General features: G+C 71.2%; 16 protein-coding genes. 9 read left to right on the forward strand and 7 right to left on the reverse strand.

Annotated features, from left to right (window positions below; all coding sequences use genetic code 11):
• Positions 1-2 precede the first annotated feature (2 nt).
• Positions 3-1,016: a Bug family tripartite tricarboxylate transporter substrate binding protein gene (locus tag ACODT0_RS20340; RefSeq protein WP_057593328.1), complete on the reverse strand. Its 1,014-nt coding sequence runs from the start codon at positions 1,014-1,016 to the stop codon at positions 3-5.
• A 101-nt stretch (positions 1,017-1,117) separates the two neighbouring features.
• Here ACODT0_RS20340 and ACODT0_RS20345 point away from each other — a divergent pair, with 101 nt between their 5' ends.
• The gene (locus ACODT0_RS20345) at positions 1,118-2,014 is read left to right on the forward strand and encodes a LysR family transcriptional regulator (protein ID WP_057593327.1); all 897 of its coding nucleotides are present in this window, start codon (positions 1,118-1,120) and stop codon (positions 2,012-2,014) included.
• A gap of 13 nt (positions 2,015-2,027) precedes the next feature.
• On the opposite strand, the gene thiL is transcribed toward ACODT0_RS20345, so the two are convergent.
• The 5 genes from thiL to apaG form a co-directional block, all read right to left on the reverse strand.
• The gene (thiL, locus tag ACODT0_RS20350; protein WP_489042147.1) at positions 2,028-3,002 is read right to left on the reverse strand and encodes a thiamine-phosphate kinase; all 975 of its coding nucleotides are present in this window, start codon (positions 3,000-3,002) and stop codon (positions 2,028-2,030) included.
• 38 nt (positions 3,003-3,040) lie between these two features.
• Complete coding sequence (locus tag ACODT0_RS20355) at positions 3,041-4,261, reverse strand: YbdK family carboxylate-amine ligase (protein WP_489042148.1); 1,221 nt, start codon at positions 4,259-4,261, stop codon at positions 3,041-3,043.
• A complete protein-coding gene (locus tag ACODT0_RS20360; protein ID WP_489042149.1) occupies positions 4,258-5,532 on the reverse strand; it encodes a cation:proton antiporter in 1,275 nt (424 codons plus the stop codon). The genes ACODT0_RS20355 and ACODT0_RS20360 overlap by 4 nt, the downstream gene beginning before the upstream one ends.
• On the reverse strand, positions 5,529-7,505 hold the full coding sequence (locus ACODT0_RS20365; RefSeq protein ID WP_489042150.1) for a site-specific recombinase: 1,977 nt from the start codon (positions 7,503-7,505) through the stop codon (positions 5,529-5,531). Before ACODT0_RS20365 ends, ACODT0_RS20360 begins: the two co-directional genes overlap by 4 nt.
• 79 nt (positions 7,506-7,584) lie before the next feature.
• Complete coding sequence (gene apaG / locus ACODT0_RS20370; protein ID WP_261209182.1) at positions 7,585-7,980, reverse strand: Co2+/Mg2+ efflux protein ApaG; 396 nt, start codon at positions 7,978-7,980, stop codon at positions 7,585-7,587.
• A gap of 99 nt (positions 7,981-8,079) precedes the next feature.
• On the opposite strand from apaG, the gene ACODT0_RS20375 reads away from it, so the two are divergent.
• Genes ACODT0_RS20375 through rpe form a run of 3 tightly spaced genes read left to right on the forward strand, consistent with a single transcriptional unit; the run spans position 8,080 to position 9,525 of the window.
• Positions 8,080-8,355 carry a type II toxin-antitoxin system Phd/YefM family antitoxin gene (locus ACODT0_RS20375; RefSeq protein WP_057593318.1) on the forward strand — a complete coding sequence of 92 codons (276 nt, stop codon included), beginning with the start codon at positions 8,080-8,082 and terminating at the stop codon, positions 8,353-8,355.
• A gap of 4 nt (positions 8,356-8,359) precedes the next feature.
• Positions 8,360-8,785: a type II toxin-antitoxin system VapC family toxin gene (locus ACODT0_RS20380; protein WP_489042151.1), complete on the forward strand. Its 426-nt coding sequence runs from the start codon at positions 8,360-8,362 to the stop codon at positions 8,783-8,785.
• 50 nt (positions 8,786-8,835) lie between these two features.
• Positions 8,836-9,525 (forward strand): ribulose-phosphate 3-epimerase, encoded by a 690-nt coding sequence (gene rpe / locus ACODT0_RS20385; protein WP_057593315.1) that lies wholly within the window; start codon positions 8,836-8,838, stop codon positions 9,523-9,525.
• Between the two features lie 19 nt (positions 9,526-9,544).
• On the opposite strand, the gene ACODT0_RS20390 is transcribed toward rpe, so the two are convergent.
• Positions 9,545-9,808, reverse strand: a complete 264-nt coding sequence (locus tag ACODT0_RS20390) for a hypothetical protein (RefSeq protein WP_261209155.1) — start codon at positions 9,806-9,808, stop codon at positions 9,545-9,547.
• A gap of 177 nt (positions 9,809-9,985) precedes the next feature.
• Here ACODT0_RS20390 and ACODT0_RS20395 point away from each other — a divergent pair, with 177 nt between their 5' ends.
• From ACODT0_RS20395 to ACODT0_RS20415, 5 genes are all read left to right on the forward strand, one after another.
• Positions 9,986-10,972: a succinylglutamate desuccinylase/aspartoacylase family protein gene (locus ACODT0_RS20395; RefSeq protein WP_489042152.1), complete on the forward strand. Its 987-nt coding sequence runs from the start codon at positions 9,986-9,988 to the stop codon at positions 10,970-10,972.
• Between the two features lie 85 nt (positions 10,973-11,057).
• Complete coding sequence (gene ligD / locus ACODT0_RS20400) at positions 11,058-11,960, forward strand: non-homologous end-joining DNA ligase (protein WP_489042153.1); 903 nt, start codon at positions 11,058-11,060, stop codon at positions 11,958-11,960.
• A gap of 181 nt (positions 11,961-12,141) precedes the next feature.
• Positions 12,142-14,304: a thiamine pyrophosphate-dependent enzyme gene (locus ACODT0_RS20405; RefSeq protein WP_413761607.1), complete on the forward strand. Its 2,163-nt coding sequence runs from the start codon at positions 12,142-12,144 to the stop codon at positions 14,302-14,304.
• The gene (locus ACODT0_RS20410; RefSeq protein ID WP_489042154.1) at positions 14,301-15,863 is read left to right on the forward strand and encodes an indolepyruvate oxidoreductase subunit beta family protein; all 1,563 of its coding nucleotides are present in this window, start codon (positions 14,301-14,303) and stop codon (positions 15,861-15,863) included. The genes ACODT0_RS20405 and ACODT0_RS20410 overlap by 4 nt, the downstream gene beginning before the upstream one ends.
• Before the next feature lie 47 nt (positions 15,864-15,910).
• Entirely contained in the window at positions 15,911-17,083 is a 1,173-nt protein-coding gene (locus tag ACODT0_RS20415; RefSeq protein WP_261209135.1) for an ABC transporter substrate-binding protein, read from the forward strand.
• Positions 17,084-17,093 lie beyond the last annotated feature (10 nt).

Here is a 17,093-nt window from a genome sequence, read left to right on the forward strand (position 1 = left end):
GTCTATTCGAGCTTGATGTTGGCGGTGCGGATCACCTGCGCCCACTTGCGGGTCTCCGCGCGGATGTAGGCATCGAAGGCCTCGCTCGACCCCGGCGCGGGTTCCACGCCCAGGTTGCGCATCGCGGCCTTGATCTGTTCGTCGCCGAGCGCCGCGTTGATCTCGGCGTTGAGCCGCGCGACCACCGGCGCCGGCGTGGCCGCCGGCGCCACCACGCCGAACCAGCCGGTCGAGTCGTAGCCGGGCAGGCCGGCCTCGGCCACCGTCGGCACCTCGGGCAGCATCGGCAGCCGCGCGGGACTGGTGACCGCGAAGGCGACCAGCTTGCCGGCCTTGATCTGCTGCAGCGCCGAGGGCAGGTCGACCACCGCGAGCGGGACCTGTCCCGCGAGCGCGTCGAGCGCGGCCGGGCCCGAGCCGCGGTAGGGCACCTCGACCAGCCTGACCTCGGCCATCTGCGCGAACAGCGCGGCCGACAGGTGCATCGCCGTGCCGTTGCCGCCATGGCCGATCGACAGCCCGCCGGGCTGCGACTTCGCGAGCGCGATCAGCTCGCGCTGGGTGCGCGCCGCGACCGAGGGATGGCCCACGATCACGAACGGGATCGCGGCCAGCATGCCCACGGGCTTGAAGTCCTTGAGCGGATCGAAGGGCATCTGCGCATAGAGGCTCGCGTTGGCCGCGAGCGCGCCCGCCGCGCCCACGCCCAGCGTGTAGCCGTCGCCCGGTGCCTTGGCCACCAGCGTGAGCCCGACGTTGCCGCCCGCGCCGGGCCGGTTGTCGACCACCACCGGCTGGCCCAGCTTCTCGTTGAGCCGCGGCACCAGCATGCGCACCACCGCGTCGGCGCTGCCGCCGGGCGGGAAGGTCACGACCACGCGGATCGGCTTGTCGGGAAAGGCGCCCGCCGCGGGCGCCTGCGCGAAAGCGGGTCCGCCGCACAGCGCGGCGGCCGCGGCCAGCAGCAATTGCCTGCGCGGCGGTTGCATCGCGCCGCGGGCGATCGTTGCGGTCATCGGTACTCCTTGAATGTGCATCCGTGTTCTGGCGCCCGATTGAACGATGGGCGCATTCATTCGTAAATCAAGAAATTCAGAACCAAATATCATGTTTCCTGATGAAAGCGAACTTCAGTCCTACGATCCGCCAGCTGCGCGCCTTCCTCGCCGTCTACCAGCTGCGGCAGCTCAGCGCCGCGGCGCAGCGGCTGTTCGTCACGCAGTCGGCCGTGAGCATGCTGCTGCGCCAGCTCGAGGACGGATTGGGCACGCGGCTGTTCGATCGCACCACGCGCTCGCTCAAGCCCACGGCCGCCGCGCAGGAGATGCTGCCGGCGGCCGAACGCATCCTGCGCGACGTCGATGCGCTCGCTTCCGGCTTTCGCGACCTCGCCACGCTCGAGCGCGGCCGCGTCTCGATCGCGATCACGCCGACCCTGGCCTCCTTCCTGCTGCCCGAGGCGATCGGAGAGTTCCAGCGGCAGCATCCCAAGGTGCGCGTGGTGGTCAGCGACTGCGCGCCCGACCAGTTCATCGCGCGCATCCTCGGCGAGCACGTGGACTTCGGCATCGGCACGCCCGAGCGGCCCGGCGCCGAGGTCGAGACGCAGCGCCTGCTGCGCGACCATCTCGCGCTGGTGTGCCGCGACGACCATCCGCTGGCGCAGGCGCGCGTGGTGCGCTGGACCGACCTCGGCCGCCATCCGGTGATCACGGTGCGGCCCGGCTATGGCGTGCGGCCGCTGATCGACGGCACCGCCAGCGATGCGGGCGTGGCGCTCGAGGTCGCGCACGAGGTGTCCTTTCTCTCGACCGCGCTGTGGATGACCGCCTGCGGCATGGGGCCGTCGATCATGCCCTCGGCCTTCGCGCGCGCGGCGGGCGATCCCTCGCTGGTCATCAAGCTGCTGAGCGCGCCGCGCGTCTCGCGCGACATCTCGGTGGTCACCAAGCGCGGCCACACGCTGTCGGAGGCGGCGCGCCAGTTCCTCGACGTGCTCAAGCGCACGCTGTGACGCGGAGTGGCGTTCAGGCGAAGTGATCGAAGGAGCCGAAGCGCTGCGCCACCGGCGCGCCCGCGGCATCGACGAAGCGCAGCCCGCTCTCGGCATCGATGCGCCCGATGCGCGTGACCGGCGTCGCGCTGTCGCGGCCGGCCTGTTCCACCGCCGCGCGCGCCGAGGCCGGCGCGGTGAACACCAGCTCGTAGTCGTCGCCGCCCGAGATCGCCATCGCGCGCAGCGTGTCGCGTTCCAGCCCCGCGGCGGCGGCCGAGCCGTCGGCCACGGCCGCGATGCAGTGCATCGCGGCGTCCACGTCGAGCGTCGCGCCCACGCGGCTCGCGCGCAGGATGTGGCCGAGGTCGCCCGCGAGGCCGTCGCTCACGTCGGCCGCCGCGCTCGCGATGCCGCGCAGCGCCTGGCCCAGCGCCACGCGCGGCGCGGGCTGCTCCATGCGCGCGCGCGCGCGCTCGAACAGCGGGCCCGGCAGCGACAGCGTGCCGCGGAAGTTCTCGAGCGCCAGCCGCGCATCGCCGAGCGTGCCGCTGATCCACAGCTCGTCGCCCGCGCGCGCGCCCGAGCGCAGCAGCGCCGCGCCGGCCGGCACCTCGCCGAACACGGTGATGCAGAGGTTGAGCGGGCCGCGCGTGGTGTCACCGCCCACCAGCTCGCAGCCGTGCTCGTCGGCCAGCGCGAACAGGCCGCGCGAGAAGCCCTCGAGCCAGCCTTCGTCCACGCCCGGCAGCGCCAGCGCGAGCGTGAAGGCCAGCGGCTTCGCGCCGCAGGCCGCGAGATCGCTGAGGTTGACCGCCAGCGCCTTGTGGCCGAGCCGCGCCGGATCGACGGTCGAGAGGAAGTGCCGGCCCTCGACCAGCATGTCCGAGGAGACCGCGAGCTGCATGCCCGGCGCGGGCGCGAGCAGCGCGCAGTCGTCGCCCACGCCCAGCGGGGAACGGAGGGCGGGGCGTTGGAAATAGCGTTGGATCAGGTCGAATTCACCCATGCGCCGAGCATAAATGCATGCGTTCGGCTGTCCGCCTCTTACGCCGCCCCGCGAAAGCGCAGCGACGCCTGACGCACCACCTCGGCCAGCAGGCGCTCGCGCCCCTGCCGCTCGCGCAGCCAGCGCGCGTCGTTGCGGTTGGTCTCGACGCTGGTGCGCAGCTCGCCCAGCGCCTGCGTGGCGTTGAGCGCCTCGCTGTGCCATTCGAGCTGGGTCATGGTCATCAGGATGTGGTCGCGCAGCGGCATGTGCTGGCCGCTGGCGGGGTCGACGTAGACCGCGTCGAGGCCGAAGCGGCAGGCCTGGAAGCGGTTGTAGGTGTAGACCAGGTAGTCGTCCTCGCTGGGCTCGAAGGGCTGCTCCTGCAGGAACCAGGCGGCCAGCGACTGCACGTAGCCCGCGAGCGCGGCGGCGCGCGCCACGGTCAGCGGGGTGTCGAAGACGCGGATCTCGATGGTGCCGAACTCGGGCTTGGGCCGGATGTCCCAGTAGAAGTCCTTCATGCTGCGCACGACGCCGGTGCGGGTCATGCGCTCGAAGTAGGCCTCGAATTCCTTCCAGCTCGTGGTGAAGGGCGCGCGGCCCGACAGCGGGAAGGCGAACACCGAGTTCAGCCGCGCCGAGTCGAACTGCGTGTCCTGCCCCTGCACGAAGGGCGAGGAGGCCGACAGCGCGATGAAGTGCGGGATGTAGCGCGACATGCGGTGCAGCATCAGGAGCGCCGAGTCGGCATCGGGGCAGCCGATGTGCACGTGCTGGCCGAAGATGGTGAACTGCTTGCTCAGGTAGCCGTAGAGCTCCGACAGCTCGCGAAAGCGCGGCTTGTCGTAGATGCGCCGCTCGTGCCACTGCTGGAACGCATGCGTGCCGCCGCCCACCACCGCGATGTTGAGCTTGTCGGCGTTCTTGATCAGCGCATCGCGGATCGGCGTGAGCTGCGCGATCACGTCCTGCGCCGAATGGCAGATGCCGGTCGAGATCTCGATCATGCTCGAGGTCATCTCGGGCACCACGCTGCCGGGCAGCGGCGTCTGCGCCATGAGGCGCAGCATGTCTTCCGCATACGGCGCGAGGTCGTAGTCGTGCGTGTTCACGAGCTGCAGCTCGAGCTCGACGCCGAGCGACAGCGCCTCCGACTTGTTGAAGGGCTCGAGCTTGACGGCGCGGCTCGCGGGATCGGCCGGCAGCGGCGCCGAGCGCACGTCGTCGCTGTCGGGGTCGATCGCGGCGCTCGGGGTGGGGGTCGTGTTGCTGCTCATCGCTGCGTGTCCTCGGCGGTGCTGCTGAAGGCCTCGGGCGCCCAGGGCACCGAGCTCTCGCCCACCGCGTGGATCGCGACGGTGGCAAGCACGGCGCCCAGCAGCTCCATCAGCAGGATCGAGGGCAGCGCGACCTGGGTGATCATGGTGCCGAGCAAGGGCGAGGCGGTGGCGAAATTGGAGGCGATCAGGAGCGCGATCGAGGACAGCGGCGACATCGCGCAGCCGACCCAGAAGGCCTGCTTCCAGCTCGCGCCGCTGCCGGGATTGGCGATCGCCACGCCGGCGATCTTGGCGACCATGCGCACGGCGATCAGCGCCAGCACCACGCTGGCCACGGGCAGCGTCCAGTCGGCCTGCGCCGCGACGATCGACACCAGCACGAACATCAGCATGGTGAGCAGCGAGGCCGCGGTGCCGAGCTGGCGCTGCCAGGCCCAGGGCTTGGGATTCAGGGTCTTGAGCAGCACGCCGCCGATCAGCGCGGCCAGCGGCGCGGAGCCGCCGATGTGCGCGGTGACGGCGGCGCCGGCCGCGATCAGCGCCAGCAGCAGCAGCGAGGTGTTCTCGCTGGTCGGGCTCATCACGCGCAGCGCGGTGCGCAGCGCCAGCGCCATCAGCGCGCCGACCACGAAGGACAGGCCCAGCACCACCGCGATCGGATAAAGCTTCTGCAGCATGGTCTGCGGCGCGCGCTCGATCAGGCCGGCCTGCGCATAGCCGAGCGCGAGCGCATAGAAGGTGTTGAGCGTGGCCAGCGTCATCGCGCGCTCGGTCACCGGGCCGGCGGCGCGGGTGTCCATGATCACGCGGCTGAGCACCGCGGGCGAGGCGACGATCGCCATCAGCGCGAGCGGGTTGGCCACCGGGTCGGGCAGGCCCAGCAGGCGCAGCACCCAGAACACGCCGAAGTAGGTCAGCGTGGCCTCGAGCAGGCTCTGCACCAGCACCATCGGGTTGTGGCGGAACCAGCGCAGCGGCAGCCGGCCGCCGGCCTCGAACAGCACCACGGCCACGCCGAGCTCGAGCAGGAACAGGCTGATGCCGCGCAGCGGCCAGATCGCGCCCTCGAAGCCGGCGAAGCCGACGATGGTGCCCACGATCGAATAGCCGACCACCTTGGGCATGCCCATGTAGCGGCGCACCAGGTGGCCGGAGGCGGCGGCCGCGGCCAGCAGCAGCGACCACAGCACGGTGGGAAGGCCGGCCGACGGGCGGGCCCATTCGGACCAGAAGCCCATCAGGTCGGCGGTGAGACTCGTCAGGTTCATGCGGGTAGGAAGAAGCTCGCGGGCCGGTTGCGCCAGCGCTCGCGCAGCGCACCGCGGATGCGGGCGCGGTCGGCGAGGCTCACGCTGTGCGCGCGCAGCGCCAGCCGGAAGGCGAAATAGAAACTCACGCTCACGTTGAGCGCACCGATCACCGGGATCGCCGCCACCGCCCACCACAGCAGCGGCTGCTGCAGTGCCGGCAGGCCGAGCGACACCGCGGCCGCGCCGATCTGGCCGGCCGACAGCGTCACGTGGCGCACGTCGAGGCCGAGCCCGAAGAAGCCCGCGACCGCGGGCAGCAGTCCGAGCATCAGGCCCAGCGAAATGTTGGCGGCGAAACCGGAGATATGGGTGCGCATGAAGTCGGCCCATCGGCGGGCCCGGGCGGCACCCAGGACGGCGCCGATGCGGGGGTTGTACCGCATGGCGGAGTCCAGCCTGTGCAGGACAAAGGCGTTTTCTGCCCAGCCCGCGATCAGGCTGGAGGCGAACAGCAGCACCCCCGTGAAGGCCGCGAACAGCACCGTGGGGCCCGCGAGCGACAGCGAGCCCAGCACCGCGCCCGCGTGCGCGGCATCGAGCAGCGGCCGCTGCAGCGCCAGCTGCCAGGCGATGGCGAGCGCGGCCACCGCCGGCACCACCACCAGCACGTTGCCCAGCACCGCCGCCACCTGCGAGCGCACCAGGTTGGCGACCTCGTCGACGAATTCGTCGAGGCCGCTGTCGGCGCGGATCCCGCGCAGCCGCGCGGCCAGCGCCGGTGCCGTCATGGCCGGCTGCTTGGTGGCGAGCGTGAGGTGCAGCAGCTGGATCGCGACGAAGCTGGCGGCGTACATCACGCCCGAGCCCAGGCCGCTCCAGAAGGCCGACAGGCCCAGCGCGTAGATGCCGAACTTCGCGAGCACCGTGAGCGAGGTCAGCGCGCCGCCGCCGGCGGCCTTGCGCACCATCTGCCGGTAGCTCGCGCGGTCGCGCGTGATGTAGTGCTCGCCGGTCTCGGCGCTGCGCTCCGTGACCTTGGCCGCGAGCATCGAGGAGTTCGAGGCGATCAGCGCGCGGATGCTGTTGCGCTCGCTGCCGGCCTGCACCAGCCGGGCCACCAGCCGCGCGATGCTGACCGCGGGCGTGGGCGACATCAGGCCGTCGAGCAGCTCGCGGATGCGCAGCACCCGCTCGCGCATCTGGCGCACGCGGAACACCAGGCCGACCGAGATGCCGTTGTCCTCGAGGTGCTCGTAGACCGAGGCGGCGCTCGCGCGGCAGGCATCGAGCCGGTCGCGGAACGCGACGAAGGCCGCCTGCACCGCGGCCTCGTCGCGCGGACGGTCGTCGAACAGCCGCTCGCGCAGCTCGTCGAGCTCGGCCATCAGCGCATGGAAGGGGCGGCTCTCCTCGGTGCTGCGCATGCGCAGCCGCAGCTCGGACGAGAAGCCCGCGGCCACCAGCTGGCTCGCGCAGTAGGTGATCGCGTCCATCAGCGTGGCGCGCCAGCGCGGCACGGTGGCGCCGTCGTCGCTCGTTTCATCGGCCAGCAGCGCGCCGATGCGCACCAGCTGCGAGGCTTCGAGCAGCGCGATCCAGCGCGCGTCGAAGACGCCCGGCAGCACCATGCGGAACAGCTCCGAGGCATCGGTGGTCTCGGGCGTGCCCGGCAGGATCTTGCGGCGCAGCCGCTCGTTGAATTCGCTGAGGAAGGCGGTGCGCGGCGCGAAGCCGTAGTCGGCCAGGAGCGTCGACAGGTCGACGTCGCGCGTGAAGGCGCGCCACCAGGCGCGCACGCGCTCGCGCAGCTCGGGCCGCGCCTCGATGGCGTCGAGCAGCAGCAGCACCCGGCCCATGGCCGCCTGCGGCGAGGCACGGTCGCCGCGCAGCCAGTCGAACAGGTCGATGAGCCAGATGTGGCGCCGAGCCACGTCGGCGGAAGGATCGAGGCCGGCGAGCAGCCCCTGCAGGTCGCGCGAAGCGGCAGCCATGGGAAGAGGGATCGAAAAGGGAGAAGAGGAGGGCGATGCCGCAGCGGGAAGGTGTCCGTGCGGGTGCCCGGGCGGGGGGCTAGTGCAGCACGCGCGAGACCGGCGCGCCGCCGACGTCGGCCTCGAGCACGAACATCGGGATCGGCACGTCGAAGCGCTCGCCGTCCTCGGTCACCACGAGGTAGCTGCCATGCATGGTGCCGCTCGCGGCCTGCAGCCGGCAGCCGCTGGTGTAGCGGAAGCTCTCGCCCGGCGCCAGCAGCGGCTGCTGGCCGATCACGCCCAGGCCCTTGACCTCCTGCGCATGCCCCGAGGCGTCGTTGATCAGCCAGTGCCGCGCGATCACCTGGGCACCGGTGGAGCCGGTGTTGGTGATCGTGATGGTGTAGGCGAAGGTGTAGATGCCTTCCTTCGGCGAGGACTGGTCGGCGAGGTAGCGCGGCTCGACCTCGATGGAAAGGGGGCTGTGTGACATGCGCGCGATGGTAACTGCTGGTTTTTGGCGCGGGGGGAGCTTCCCGGTGCCGGGCCGGCTTTCTTGCGGAAATGGCGAAGAAGGGATAATCTGGTCGGTATGACCAGAATTTCTCTTCCAGGCCATTGGCCGCTGCAGGACGCCAAGGCGCGCTTCAGCGAACTGGTGCGCCGCGTCCACAGCGAGGGGCCGCAGCACGTCACGGTCCACGGGCGCGACGAGGTCGTGGTGATCGCGGCCGAGGAGTTCCAGCGCCTGCAGGGCGCGCGCACGGGCCAGGCCCTGGTCGACATGCTGCAGGCGTCGCCCCATCGGGACATCGAGCTGTCGGTCGGCGCCTCCGAAGCCTCGCCGGTGCGCAGCGTCGAGCTGTGATGCCGTGAGCGGCTTCCTGCTCGACACCAACGTGCTGTCCGAGCTGCGGCGCCCGCGCCCCGAGCCCCGGGTGGTCGCCTTCGTCGCGGCACAGCCGCTGGAAAGCCTGTTCGTCAGCACCGTCACCTTCGCCGAAATCCGCTTCGGCATCGAACTGGTGGCCGACATCCACAAGCGCGCCCAGCTCAGCGACTGGCTGCAACTGCAGCTGCGGCCGATGTTCGGCTACCGCGTGCTGCCGGTCAGCGAGGACGTGATGTTCAAGTGGCGGCTGATGGTCGAGCAGGGCCGCAAGGCCGGGCGCACCTTCTCGCAGCCCGACCTGATCATCGCCGCCACCGCCGCGCAGCACGGCCTCGCGGTGGTCTCGCGCGACACGGGCGGCTATGCCGGCACCGGCGTGGCGCTCGTCGATCCCTGGCAGGCGTAGAAGTCCGGGAGCTCCGCTGCGCCTTTGGCCGGCTGCGACAATCGCCGCCCATGACCTTCCGCATCGCCCCCTCCATCCTTTCCGCCGACTTCGCCCAGCTCGGCCAAGAACTCTCGGACGTGATCGCCGCGGGCGCGGACTGGATCCATTTCGACGTGATGGACAACCACTACGTGCCGAACCTGACCTTCGGTCCGATGATCTGTCAGGCGCTCAAGCCGCATGCCAAGACGGCCGACGGCACGCCGGTGCCGATCGACGTGCACCTGATGGTGCAGCCGGTCGACGCGCTCGCGGCCTCGTTCGCGCAGGCCGGGGCCGACTACATCAGCTTTCATCCCGACGCCACGCCGCACGTGCACCGCAGCATCCAGGCGATCCGCGCGGCCGGCTGCAAGCCGGGGGTGGTGTTCAACCCGGCGCGCGGGCTCGAGGTGCTCGACTGGGTCATCGACGACATCGACCTGATCCTGATCATGAGCGTCAACCCCGGCTTCGGCGGCCAGAGCTTCATCGACTCGGCGCTGCGCAAGATCGAGCAGGCGCGCAAGCGCATCGAGCAGAGCGGGCGCGACATCCGCCTCGAGGTCGACGGCGGCATCAAGGCCGACAACATCGCGCGCGTGGCCTCGGCCGGCGCCGACACCTTCGTGGCCGGCAGCGCGATCTTCAACGCCAAGGACTACGGCGCGGTGATCTCGCAGATGCGCACGCAGCTCGCGGGCGTGGCCGCCGCCTGAGCGGCCGCGGGCCTTCGACTCAGCGCCTGGACTGCTCGCCGACCTTGTCGGCGCGCAGCCCCTGGTCGGTGTCGACCAGGCCGCGTTCCACGTCGTCATGCGCGCGGCGGCCACGTTCGGTCGGCTTGCCGTCGCGGGTCTGCTGGCTGTCCGAGGACTGGTCGTGCTCGTGCGGCAGCCGTGGCGACGACTCGCCGCCCTGTTCGACCTTGGTCTTGCCACCGCCCGCATCCTGCTGCGGATCGGCGGGCTGCTTGCGGGGCGCGGTGTTGTCCTTGGCCATGGAGAAGGTCCCTTCGGTCGTTGATCGATATCCAGCTTGCGCGGCCACCCGCGGGCACCTGGTAGGACAGTCCAGGGGGCCGCTGTAGGCTTCTGCTTTCCACGTTGCCGCGAGGATCGATGCTATGAAAAAAGGAGCATCTTTGCGCCCGTCATGGCGCCTCCCCATAATCCCCGCATGGCTTCCTCTCCCTTCGACGCCGTCGCGCACGACAGCATCCGTCTCCACGCCTTCGCCTCCCTGAACCCCGGTCCCCGGCTGCTCGTGATGGGCGGCGTGCATGGCGACGAGACCAGCGGCACCGCCGGCATCGAGCGGGTGCTGGCCGAGTTCGCGGCGGGCGAGCTCGCGCTCTTGCGCGGCGAGCTCACGCTGGTGCCGGTGGCCAATCCGCTGGCGCGCCGGCGGTTGCAGCGCGAGGGCGAGCGCAACCTCAACCGGCTGTTCAAGCCCGCGGCCGAGCCGGCCGACTACGAGGCCCGCGTGACCAACGTGCTGGCGCCCGTGATCGCGCGCCACGAGGTGCTGCTCGACCTGCATTCCTTCCAGAGCGCGGGCGAGGCCTTCGCGATGATCGGCCCGCGCGACAACACCGGCACCCTCGAGCCCTTCGCGCGCGCCGCCGAGGAAGGCCGGCTGGCGCTGCACCTGGGCACGCCGATCGTGGTCGAGGGCTGGCTCGACATCTATGCCGCGGGCCTGGCGCAGCGCGGCGCCGCGGTCGACGAGGCCGCCATCGACTTCGGCCGCGGCACCAACGAATACATCCGCGGCTGCGGCGGCTACGGCGTCACGCTCGAATGCGGCCAGCACCAGGATCCGCAGGCGCCCGAGGTGGCCTGGCGCGCGATCCGCCGCACGCTGGCGCTGCTGGGCATGGCGACGCTGCCGCCGGGCCTGTCGGCCGGGCCCGACGTGCCGCCGCGCCTGCTGCGCCTGGCCAGCGTGACCGACCGGCTGCACGCCGACGACCGCTTCGCGCGCGACTGGGCCACCTTCGATCCGGTGCGCCGCGGCGAGCTCATCGGCACGCGGCACGACGGCACGCCCGTGACCGCGCCCGACGACGGCTGCATCGTGTTCCCCAACGCGCTCGCGCTGCCGGACACCGAGTGGTTCTACTTCGCGCGGCCCAGCGAACGGCGGCTCGACGGCACGGCCTGAGCGCCAGGAATACACGGCGCGCCGTCGCGTTCCTACATCCGCGGCCCCGGGCGAGCACGAACATGGCGGACCAAGGAAACGAACCATGGCCGCCGACCGCCAGCCATCCACGCCGCGCATCACCCATGCCGACCGCCTCGTCGACGCGAAGAGCGGCATCGTCAAGGGCGAGCTCGCCGCCTACTACGCGCGCGTCGCGCCGCTGATGCTGCCCCACCTGCGCGGCCGGCCGGTGGCGCTGGTGCGCGCGCCCGACGGCATCGCGGGCGAGCTGTTCTTCCAGAAGCATGCGCAGCACGGCGAGATGGCCGGCGTGGGTCTGCTCGACCCGGCGCTCGATCCCGGCCACGAGCCGCTGCTGCAGATCGACACGGCCGAGGGACTGCTCGGCGCGGCGCAGTTCAACGTGGTGGAGTTCCACACCTGGAACGCGCTCTCGCGCGCCTTCGCCCAGCCCGATCGCATGACCTTCGACCTCGACCCCGGCGAGGGCGTCGAATGGCCGCGCATGCAGGAGGCCGCGCTGCTGGTGCGCACCCTGCTCGACGAGCTCGGGCTGCCGTCCTTCCTCAAGACCAGCGGCGGCAAGGGCCTGCACGTGGTGGTGCCGATCCGGCGCGCGCACGGCTGGGACGAGGTCAAGGGCTTCTCGCAGGCCATCGTGCAGCAGCTCGCGCGCAGCGTGCCCGAGCGCATCGTCGCCAAGAGCGGGCCGCGCAACCGCGTCGGAAAAATCTTCGCCGATTACCTGCGCAACGGCTTCGGCGCCACCACCATCAGCGCCTGGTCGGCGCGCGCGCGGCCGGGGCTGGGCGTGTCGGTGCCGCTGGACTGGGACGAGCTGTTCGAGGTCGACAGCGCCGATCACTGGACCGTGGCGACCATCGCCGAGCGGCTCGACATCGGCAACGCGCCCTGGGCCGCGATGGAGCGCAGCCGCAAGGGGCTCGGCGACGCGATGCGCAGGCTCGGTTACCTGGCGAACTGAACGCTCCCGTCCTGCGCGGACGGCTGGCCGCGATCGCGCTACATCACATCGAATTCATCGATGTGTAACTCCCATTCCATCGATTGGGCAAATAAGCGGGTACTCCTAAAGTCCCCGTCCACGAGCCACCCACGATGAAATGCGGCGCTTCCCGCGGCGCCGGCCGGAGACAAAGAACACCATGGAGCGATCCTTCGCCGAAGAAGTCAAGCGCCTCTCGCTGGGCGCGAACGAGGAATTCCACGGCGAGGGCATCCTGGCCGTCACCAAGGCCCTGCTGCAATCGGGCGTGAGCTACATCGGCGGCTACCAGGGCGCGCCGGTCTCGCACCTGATCGACGTGCTCGGCGATGCGCGCGAGCTGCTCGACGAGCTCGGCATCTACTTCGAGAACAGCGCCTCCGAGGCCGGCGCGGCCGCGATGCTCGGCGCCTCCATCAACTACCCGGTGCGTGGCGCCGTCACGTGGAAGTCCACGGTCGGCACCAACGTCGCGTCCGATGCGCTGTCCAACCTGGCCTCGGCCGGCGTGCAGGGCGGCGCGCTGGTGATCCTCGGCGAGGACTACGGCGAGGGCTCGAGCATCATCCAGGAGCGCACCCATGCCTTCGCGATGAAGTCGCAGATGTGGCTGCTCGATCCGCGGCCCAACCTGGGCTCGATCGTCGACGCGGTGGAGCAGGGCTTCGAGCTCTCCGAGGCGAGCCAGACGCCCGTCATGCTGCAGCTGCGCATCCGCGCCTGCCACGTGCACGGCAGCTTCGTCTGCAAGGACAACCGCGCGCCGGCCATCTCCACGCGCGAGGCCATTTCGCAGCCGCGCTTCGACTTCGCCAACATCAACCTGCCGCCCTCGATCTACGCGCAGGAGCGCATGAAGATCGAGTCGCGCTGGCCGGCCGCGCTGGCCTACATCCGCGACGCGCGGCTCAACGAGCGCTTCGACGGCGACTGCGCCGACGTCGGCCTGGTGCTGCCGGGCGGCCTCTACAACGGCACCCTGCGCGCGCTGCAGCAGCTCGGCCTGGCCGATGCCTTCGGCAACAGCCGCATTCCGCTGCAGGTGCTCAACGTGGTCTACCCGATGGTGCCCGACGAGCTCGTCGATTTCTGCCGCGGCAAGCGCGCGGTGCTGATGGTGGAAGAGGGCCAGCCCAACTACATGGAGGACGCGCTGCACGCGATGCTGCGCAAGGCCGGCTGCGACACGCGGCTGCACGGCAAGGACATCTTCCCGATGGCCGGCGAGTACACCGGCGAGGTGCTGGTGCGCGGCCTGGCCGAGTTCATCCGCCAGGCGCGGCCCGAAGCGCTCGGCGACCAGGGCGCCATGCGGGTGGCCGACAGCGCCGCGCCGCTGGCCGCGCTCAAGCCGCGCGCGGTCGAGGCGCTGGGCGTGCCCGTGCCGAGCCGGCCGCCGGGCTTCTGCATCGGCTGTCCCGAGCGCCCGGTGTTCGCCGCCATCAAGCTGATGCAGAAGGAACTCGGCAGCGTGCACGTCAGCGCCGACATCGGCTGCCACACCTTCGGCACCCTGCCGCCGTTCAACACCGGCAGCACGGTGCTCGGCTACGGCCTGGGCCTCGCGAGCTCCTCGGGCATCGCGCCGCTGATGGGCAACCGGGTCGTCAGCATCATGGGCGACGGCGGCTTCTGGCACAACGGCTTCACCAGCGGCGTGGTCAACGCGGTCTACAACGGCCAGGACTCGGTGCTCGTGATCCTGAAGAACGGCTACACCTCGGCCACCGGCACGCAGGCCATTCCCTCCTCGCCCACGCAGCCCGCGGCCAAGCCGCTGACCTTGGACATCGAGGCCGCGCTCAAGGGCGTGGGCGTGGGCTGGGTGCGCAAGGTGCGCAGCTACAGCGTGGCCGAGATGCGCGACACGCTGCAGGAGGCGATGACCACCGAGGAGGGCGGCCTCAAGGTCATCATCGCCGACGGCGAATGCCAGCTCGAGCGCCAGCGCCGCATCAAGCCCGTCACGGCCGCGAAGCTCAAGCGCGGCGAGCGCGTGGTGCGCACGCGCTTCGGCATCGACGACGACGTCTGCACCGGCGACCACTCGTGCATCCGGCTGTCGGGCTGCCCCTCGCTCACCATCAAGCCCAACCCGAGCGCGCTGCGCACCGATCCCGTGGCCACCGTCAACCAGGGCTGCGTGGGCTGCGGCCTGTGCGGCGAGAACGCGCACGCCGCCATCCTCTGCCCCTCGTTCTACAAGGCCGAGATCGTGCAGAACGCCGGCACCTGGGAGCGCCTGCTGCACCGGCTGCGCAGCGGCGTCATCGGCCTCATGGCCGGCAAGGCGCGCGACCGCGCGGAGGCACTGGCGGCATGAACGACACCCCCTTCGAAGACGCACCGCGCATCGTGACCGTGCTGGTCGCCGCCATGGGCGGCGAGGGCGGCGGCGTGCTGGCCGACTGGCTGATCGCCGCGGCCACGGCCCAGGGCTTCCCGGTGCAGAGCACCTCGGTGCCCGGCGTGGCGCAGCGCACCGGTGCCACCAACTACTACATCGAGATCTATCCGGTCGAGACCGCGCGGCTCGGCGGCGCGCGCCCGGTGTTCTCGCTCACGCCGAGCCCGGGCGACGTCGACATCGTCGCCGCCTCCGAGCTGATGGAGGCGGGGCGCGTGCTGCAGGGCGGCTTCGTGCATCCGCGGCGCACCACGCTCGTGGCCTCGACGCACCGCGAGTTCGCGGTGGCCGAGAAGTCCGCCATGGGCGACGGCCGCTACGACGGCCGGCGCGTGAGCGAGGCCGCGCGCGAGCTCGCGCGGCACAGCCACCTGTTCGACATGCGCGCGCTGGCCTGGCGCCACGGCACGGTGATCAACACCGTGATGTTCGGCGCCATGGCCGGCAGCGGCGCGCTGCCGTTCTCGCGCGAGGCCTGCGAGCAGGCGATCCGCGCCTCGGGCAAGGCGGTGGAGGCCAGCCTCAAGGGTTTCGCGGCGGGCTTCGAGCAGGTGATTCGTCCTGCGCCGGAAGCCGCCGCCAGGGCCGCCGCGGCAACGCCGCGCGCGCCCGTCGACCCGCGCATCGCCGCCATGCCCGAGCCGCTGCACGAACTGCTGGGCCATGGCCTGCAGCAGGTGCTCGACTACCAGGACGCGCGCTACGGCGCGCTCTACCTGCAGCGCGTCGACGCGGTGCTCGCGCTCGAGCGGCCCTTCGGCGGCGAGCTGCCCGTGACGCGCGAGACCGCGCGCTATCTCGCGCTGTGGATGAGCTACGAGGACGTGATCCGCGTGGCCGACCTCAAGACGCGCGGCGAGCGGCTGCAACGCGTGCGCGAGGAAGTGGGCGCGCGCCAGGGCGAGCCGCTGCGGCTGACCGAATACCTGAAGCCGGGCCTCGACGAAGTCTGTTCGCTGCTGCCGCCGCGCGCCTCGGCCTGGCTGCGCCGGCGGCTGGCCCACAAGGCGCACCGGCTCAACGTGGGCCTGCACATGCGCACCGACACCGTGCTGGGATTCGCCATGCTGTGCGGCCTGCGCTCGCTGCGCGTGCTGCGCCGCGCCGGCGCGCGCTACGCGATCGAGCAGGCCATGATCGCGCGCTGGCTCGACACCGTGCGCGCCGCGCTCGCGCTGAGTCCGCGCCTGGCCTACGAGATCGCGCTGTGCGGCAACCTGGTCAAGGGCTACGGCGAGACCAGCGAGCGCGGCCACCGCAACCTCGGCGCGGTGCTCGACGACATGCAGGCCCGGTTCGCCGCGCCCCCCGGCGATGCCGCCGCGCTCGCCCTGGCGGCCGAGCGCGTGCGCGCCGCGCGCGAAGCCGCGCTGGCCGACCCCGAGGGCCGCACCCTGGCGCGCGCGCTGGGCCTGCCGCCGCCCGCGCCGCGCGTCCACCCCATCCACATCGTGCGGCGAAAGCCGGCGCGCTGAGGGCCCGCATCCCTTCCCCCCAGAGAACGACGACAGGAGACAAGACGATGAGAAACAGCAAGACTTCCACCTCCCTCGGCCGCCGCGCCGTCAACGCGCTGCTGGCCGGCGCGCTGCTGCTGCCGCTGGCCGCGCAGGTCCATGCGGCCGGGCCGATCAAGATCGGCGCCGTGGTCTCGGCCACCGGCCCGGCCTCCTTCCTCGGCGATCCGCAGCAGAAGACGCTCGAGATGTACGTGCGCAAGATCAACGCGGCCGGCGGCGTGCTCGGCCGCAAGCTCGAGCTGGTGCTCTACGACGACGCCAGCGACGCGAACAAGGCCAATGCCTTCACGCGCCGCCTGATCATGCAGGACGAGGTCGACGCGATCCTCGGCGCCTCCACCACCGGCTCGACCATGGCGATGGTGCCGCAGGCCGAGGCCGCGAAGATGCCGCTGATCTCGCTGGCCGCCGCCTCGGTCATCGTCGAGCCGGTCAAGCCCTACGTCTTCAAGATGCCGCACTCCGACCGCATGGCGGCCGAGAAGGTGCTCGGCGAGATGAAGAAGCGCGGCTTCACGCAGTTCGCGCTGCTGTCGGACACCGGCGGCTTCGGCAAGTCGGGCCGCACCGAGACGCTCAAGCTCGCCGAGACGCTGGGCCTGAAGGTGGTGGAGGACCAGACCTACGGCGAGAAGGACACCGACGTCACGCCGCAGCTCACGCGCATCAAGTCCTCGGGCGCGCAGGCCGTGTTCGTGTTCGGCACCGGCCAGGCGCCGGCCATCATCGCGCGCAACCATCAGCAGCTCGCGATGAAGCAGCCGCTCTATACCTCCCACGGCCAGGCCTCGACCGAGTTCATCCGCATCGCGGGCAAGTCCTCCGAAGGCATCCGCATGCCTTCGCCCGCGCTGCTGATCGCCCAGGCGCTGCCCGATGCCGATCCGCAGAAGAAGGTCAGCGTGTCGTATGCCAAGGACTACGAGTCGACCGCGAAGATGGACGTGTCGACCTTCGGCGGCTACGCGCACGACGCGCTGTACCTGCTGATCGACGCGATCCAGCGCGCCGGCGGCACCGACAAGCAGAAGCTGCGCGATGCCATCGAGGCCACCAAGGACTTCGTCGGCGTGAGCGGCATCTACCGCATGTCGGCCACCGACCACATGGGCCTGGACGTGTCCGCGTTCCGCATGGTCGAGATCAAGGACGGCAAGTTCGTGGAAGTCCGTTGAGTTCGCGCGC

Source organism: Variovorax sp. FG153 (assembly GCF_057809595.1).

Excerpts from the sequence above, each read along its gene's own strand:
- ACODT0_RS20340 (WP_057593328.1), bottom strand. The coding sequence starts at position 1,016 with ATGACCGCAACGATCGCCCGCGGCGCGATGCAACCGCCGCGCAGGCAA.
- ACODT0_RS20345 (WP_057593327.1), top strand. The coding sequence starts at position 1,118 with ATGAAAGCGAACTTCAGTCCTACGATCCGCCAGCTGCGCGCCTTCCTC.
- thiL (WP_489042147.1), bottom strand. The coding sequence starts at position 3,002 with ATGGGTGAATTCGACCTGATCCAACGCTATTTCCAACGCCCCGCCCTC.
- ACODT0_RS20355 (WP_489042148.1), bottom strand. The coding sequence starts at position 4,261 with ATGAGCAGCAACACGACCCCCACCCCGAGCGCCGCGATCGACCCCGAC.
- ACODT0_RS20360 (WP_489042149.1), bottom strand. The coding sequence starts at position 5,532 with ATGAACCTGACGAGTCTCACCGCCGACCTGATGGGCTTCTGGTCCGAA.
- ACODT0_RS20365 (WP_489042150.1), bottom strand. The coding sequence starts at position 7,505 with ATGGCTGCCGCTTCGCGCGACCTGCAGGGGCTGCTCGCCGGCCTCGAT.
- apaG (WP_261209182.1), bottom strand. The coding sequence starts at position 7,980 with ATGTCACACAGCCCCCTTTCCATCGAGGTCGAGCCGCGCTACCTCGCC.
- ACODT0_RS20375 (WP_057593318.1), top strand. The coding sequence starts at position 8,080 with ATGACCAGAATTTCTCTTCCAGGCCATTGGCCGCTGCAGGACGCCAAG.
- rpe (WP_057593315.1), top strand. The coding sequence starts at position 8,836 with ATGACCTTCCGCATCGCCCCCTCCATCCTTTCCGCCGACTTCGCCCAG.
- ACODT0_RS20390 (WP_261209155.1), bottom strand. The coding sequence starts at position 9,808 with ATGGCCAAGGACAACACCGCGCCCCGCAAGCAGCCCGCCGATCCGCAG.
- ACODT0_RS20395 (WP_489042152.1), top strand. The coding sequence starts at position 9,986 with ATGGCTTCCTCTCCCTTCGACGCCGTCGCGCACGACAGCATCCGTCTC.
- ligD (WP_489042153.1), top strand. The coding sequence starts at position 11,058 with ATGGCCGCCGACCGCCAGCCATCCACGCCGCGCATCACCCATGCCGAC.
- ACODT0_RS20405 (WP_413761607.1), top strand. The coding sequence starts at position 12,142 with ATGGAGCGATCCTTCGCCGAAGAAGTCAAGCGCCTCTCGCTGGGCGCG.
- ACODT0_RS20410 (WP_489042154.1), top strand. The coding sequence starts at position 14,301 with ATGAACGACACCCCCTTCGAAGACGCACCGCGCATCGTGACCGTGCTG.
- ACODT0_RS20415 (WP_261209135.1), top strand. The coding sequence starts at position 15,911 with ATGAGAAACAGCAAGACTTCCACCTCCCTCGGCCGCCGCGCCGTCAAC.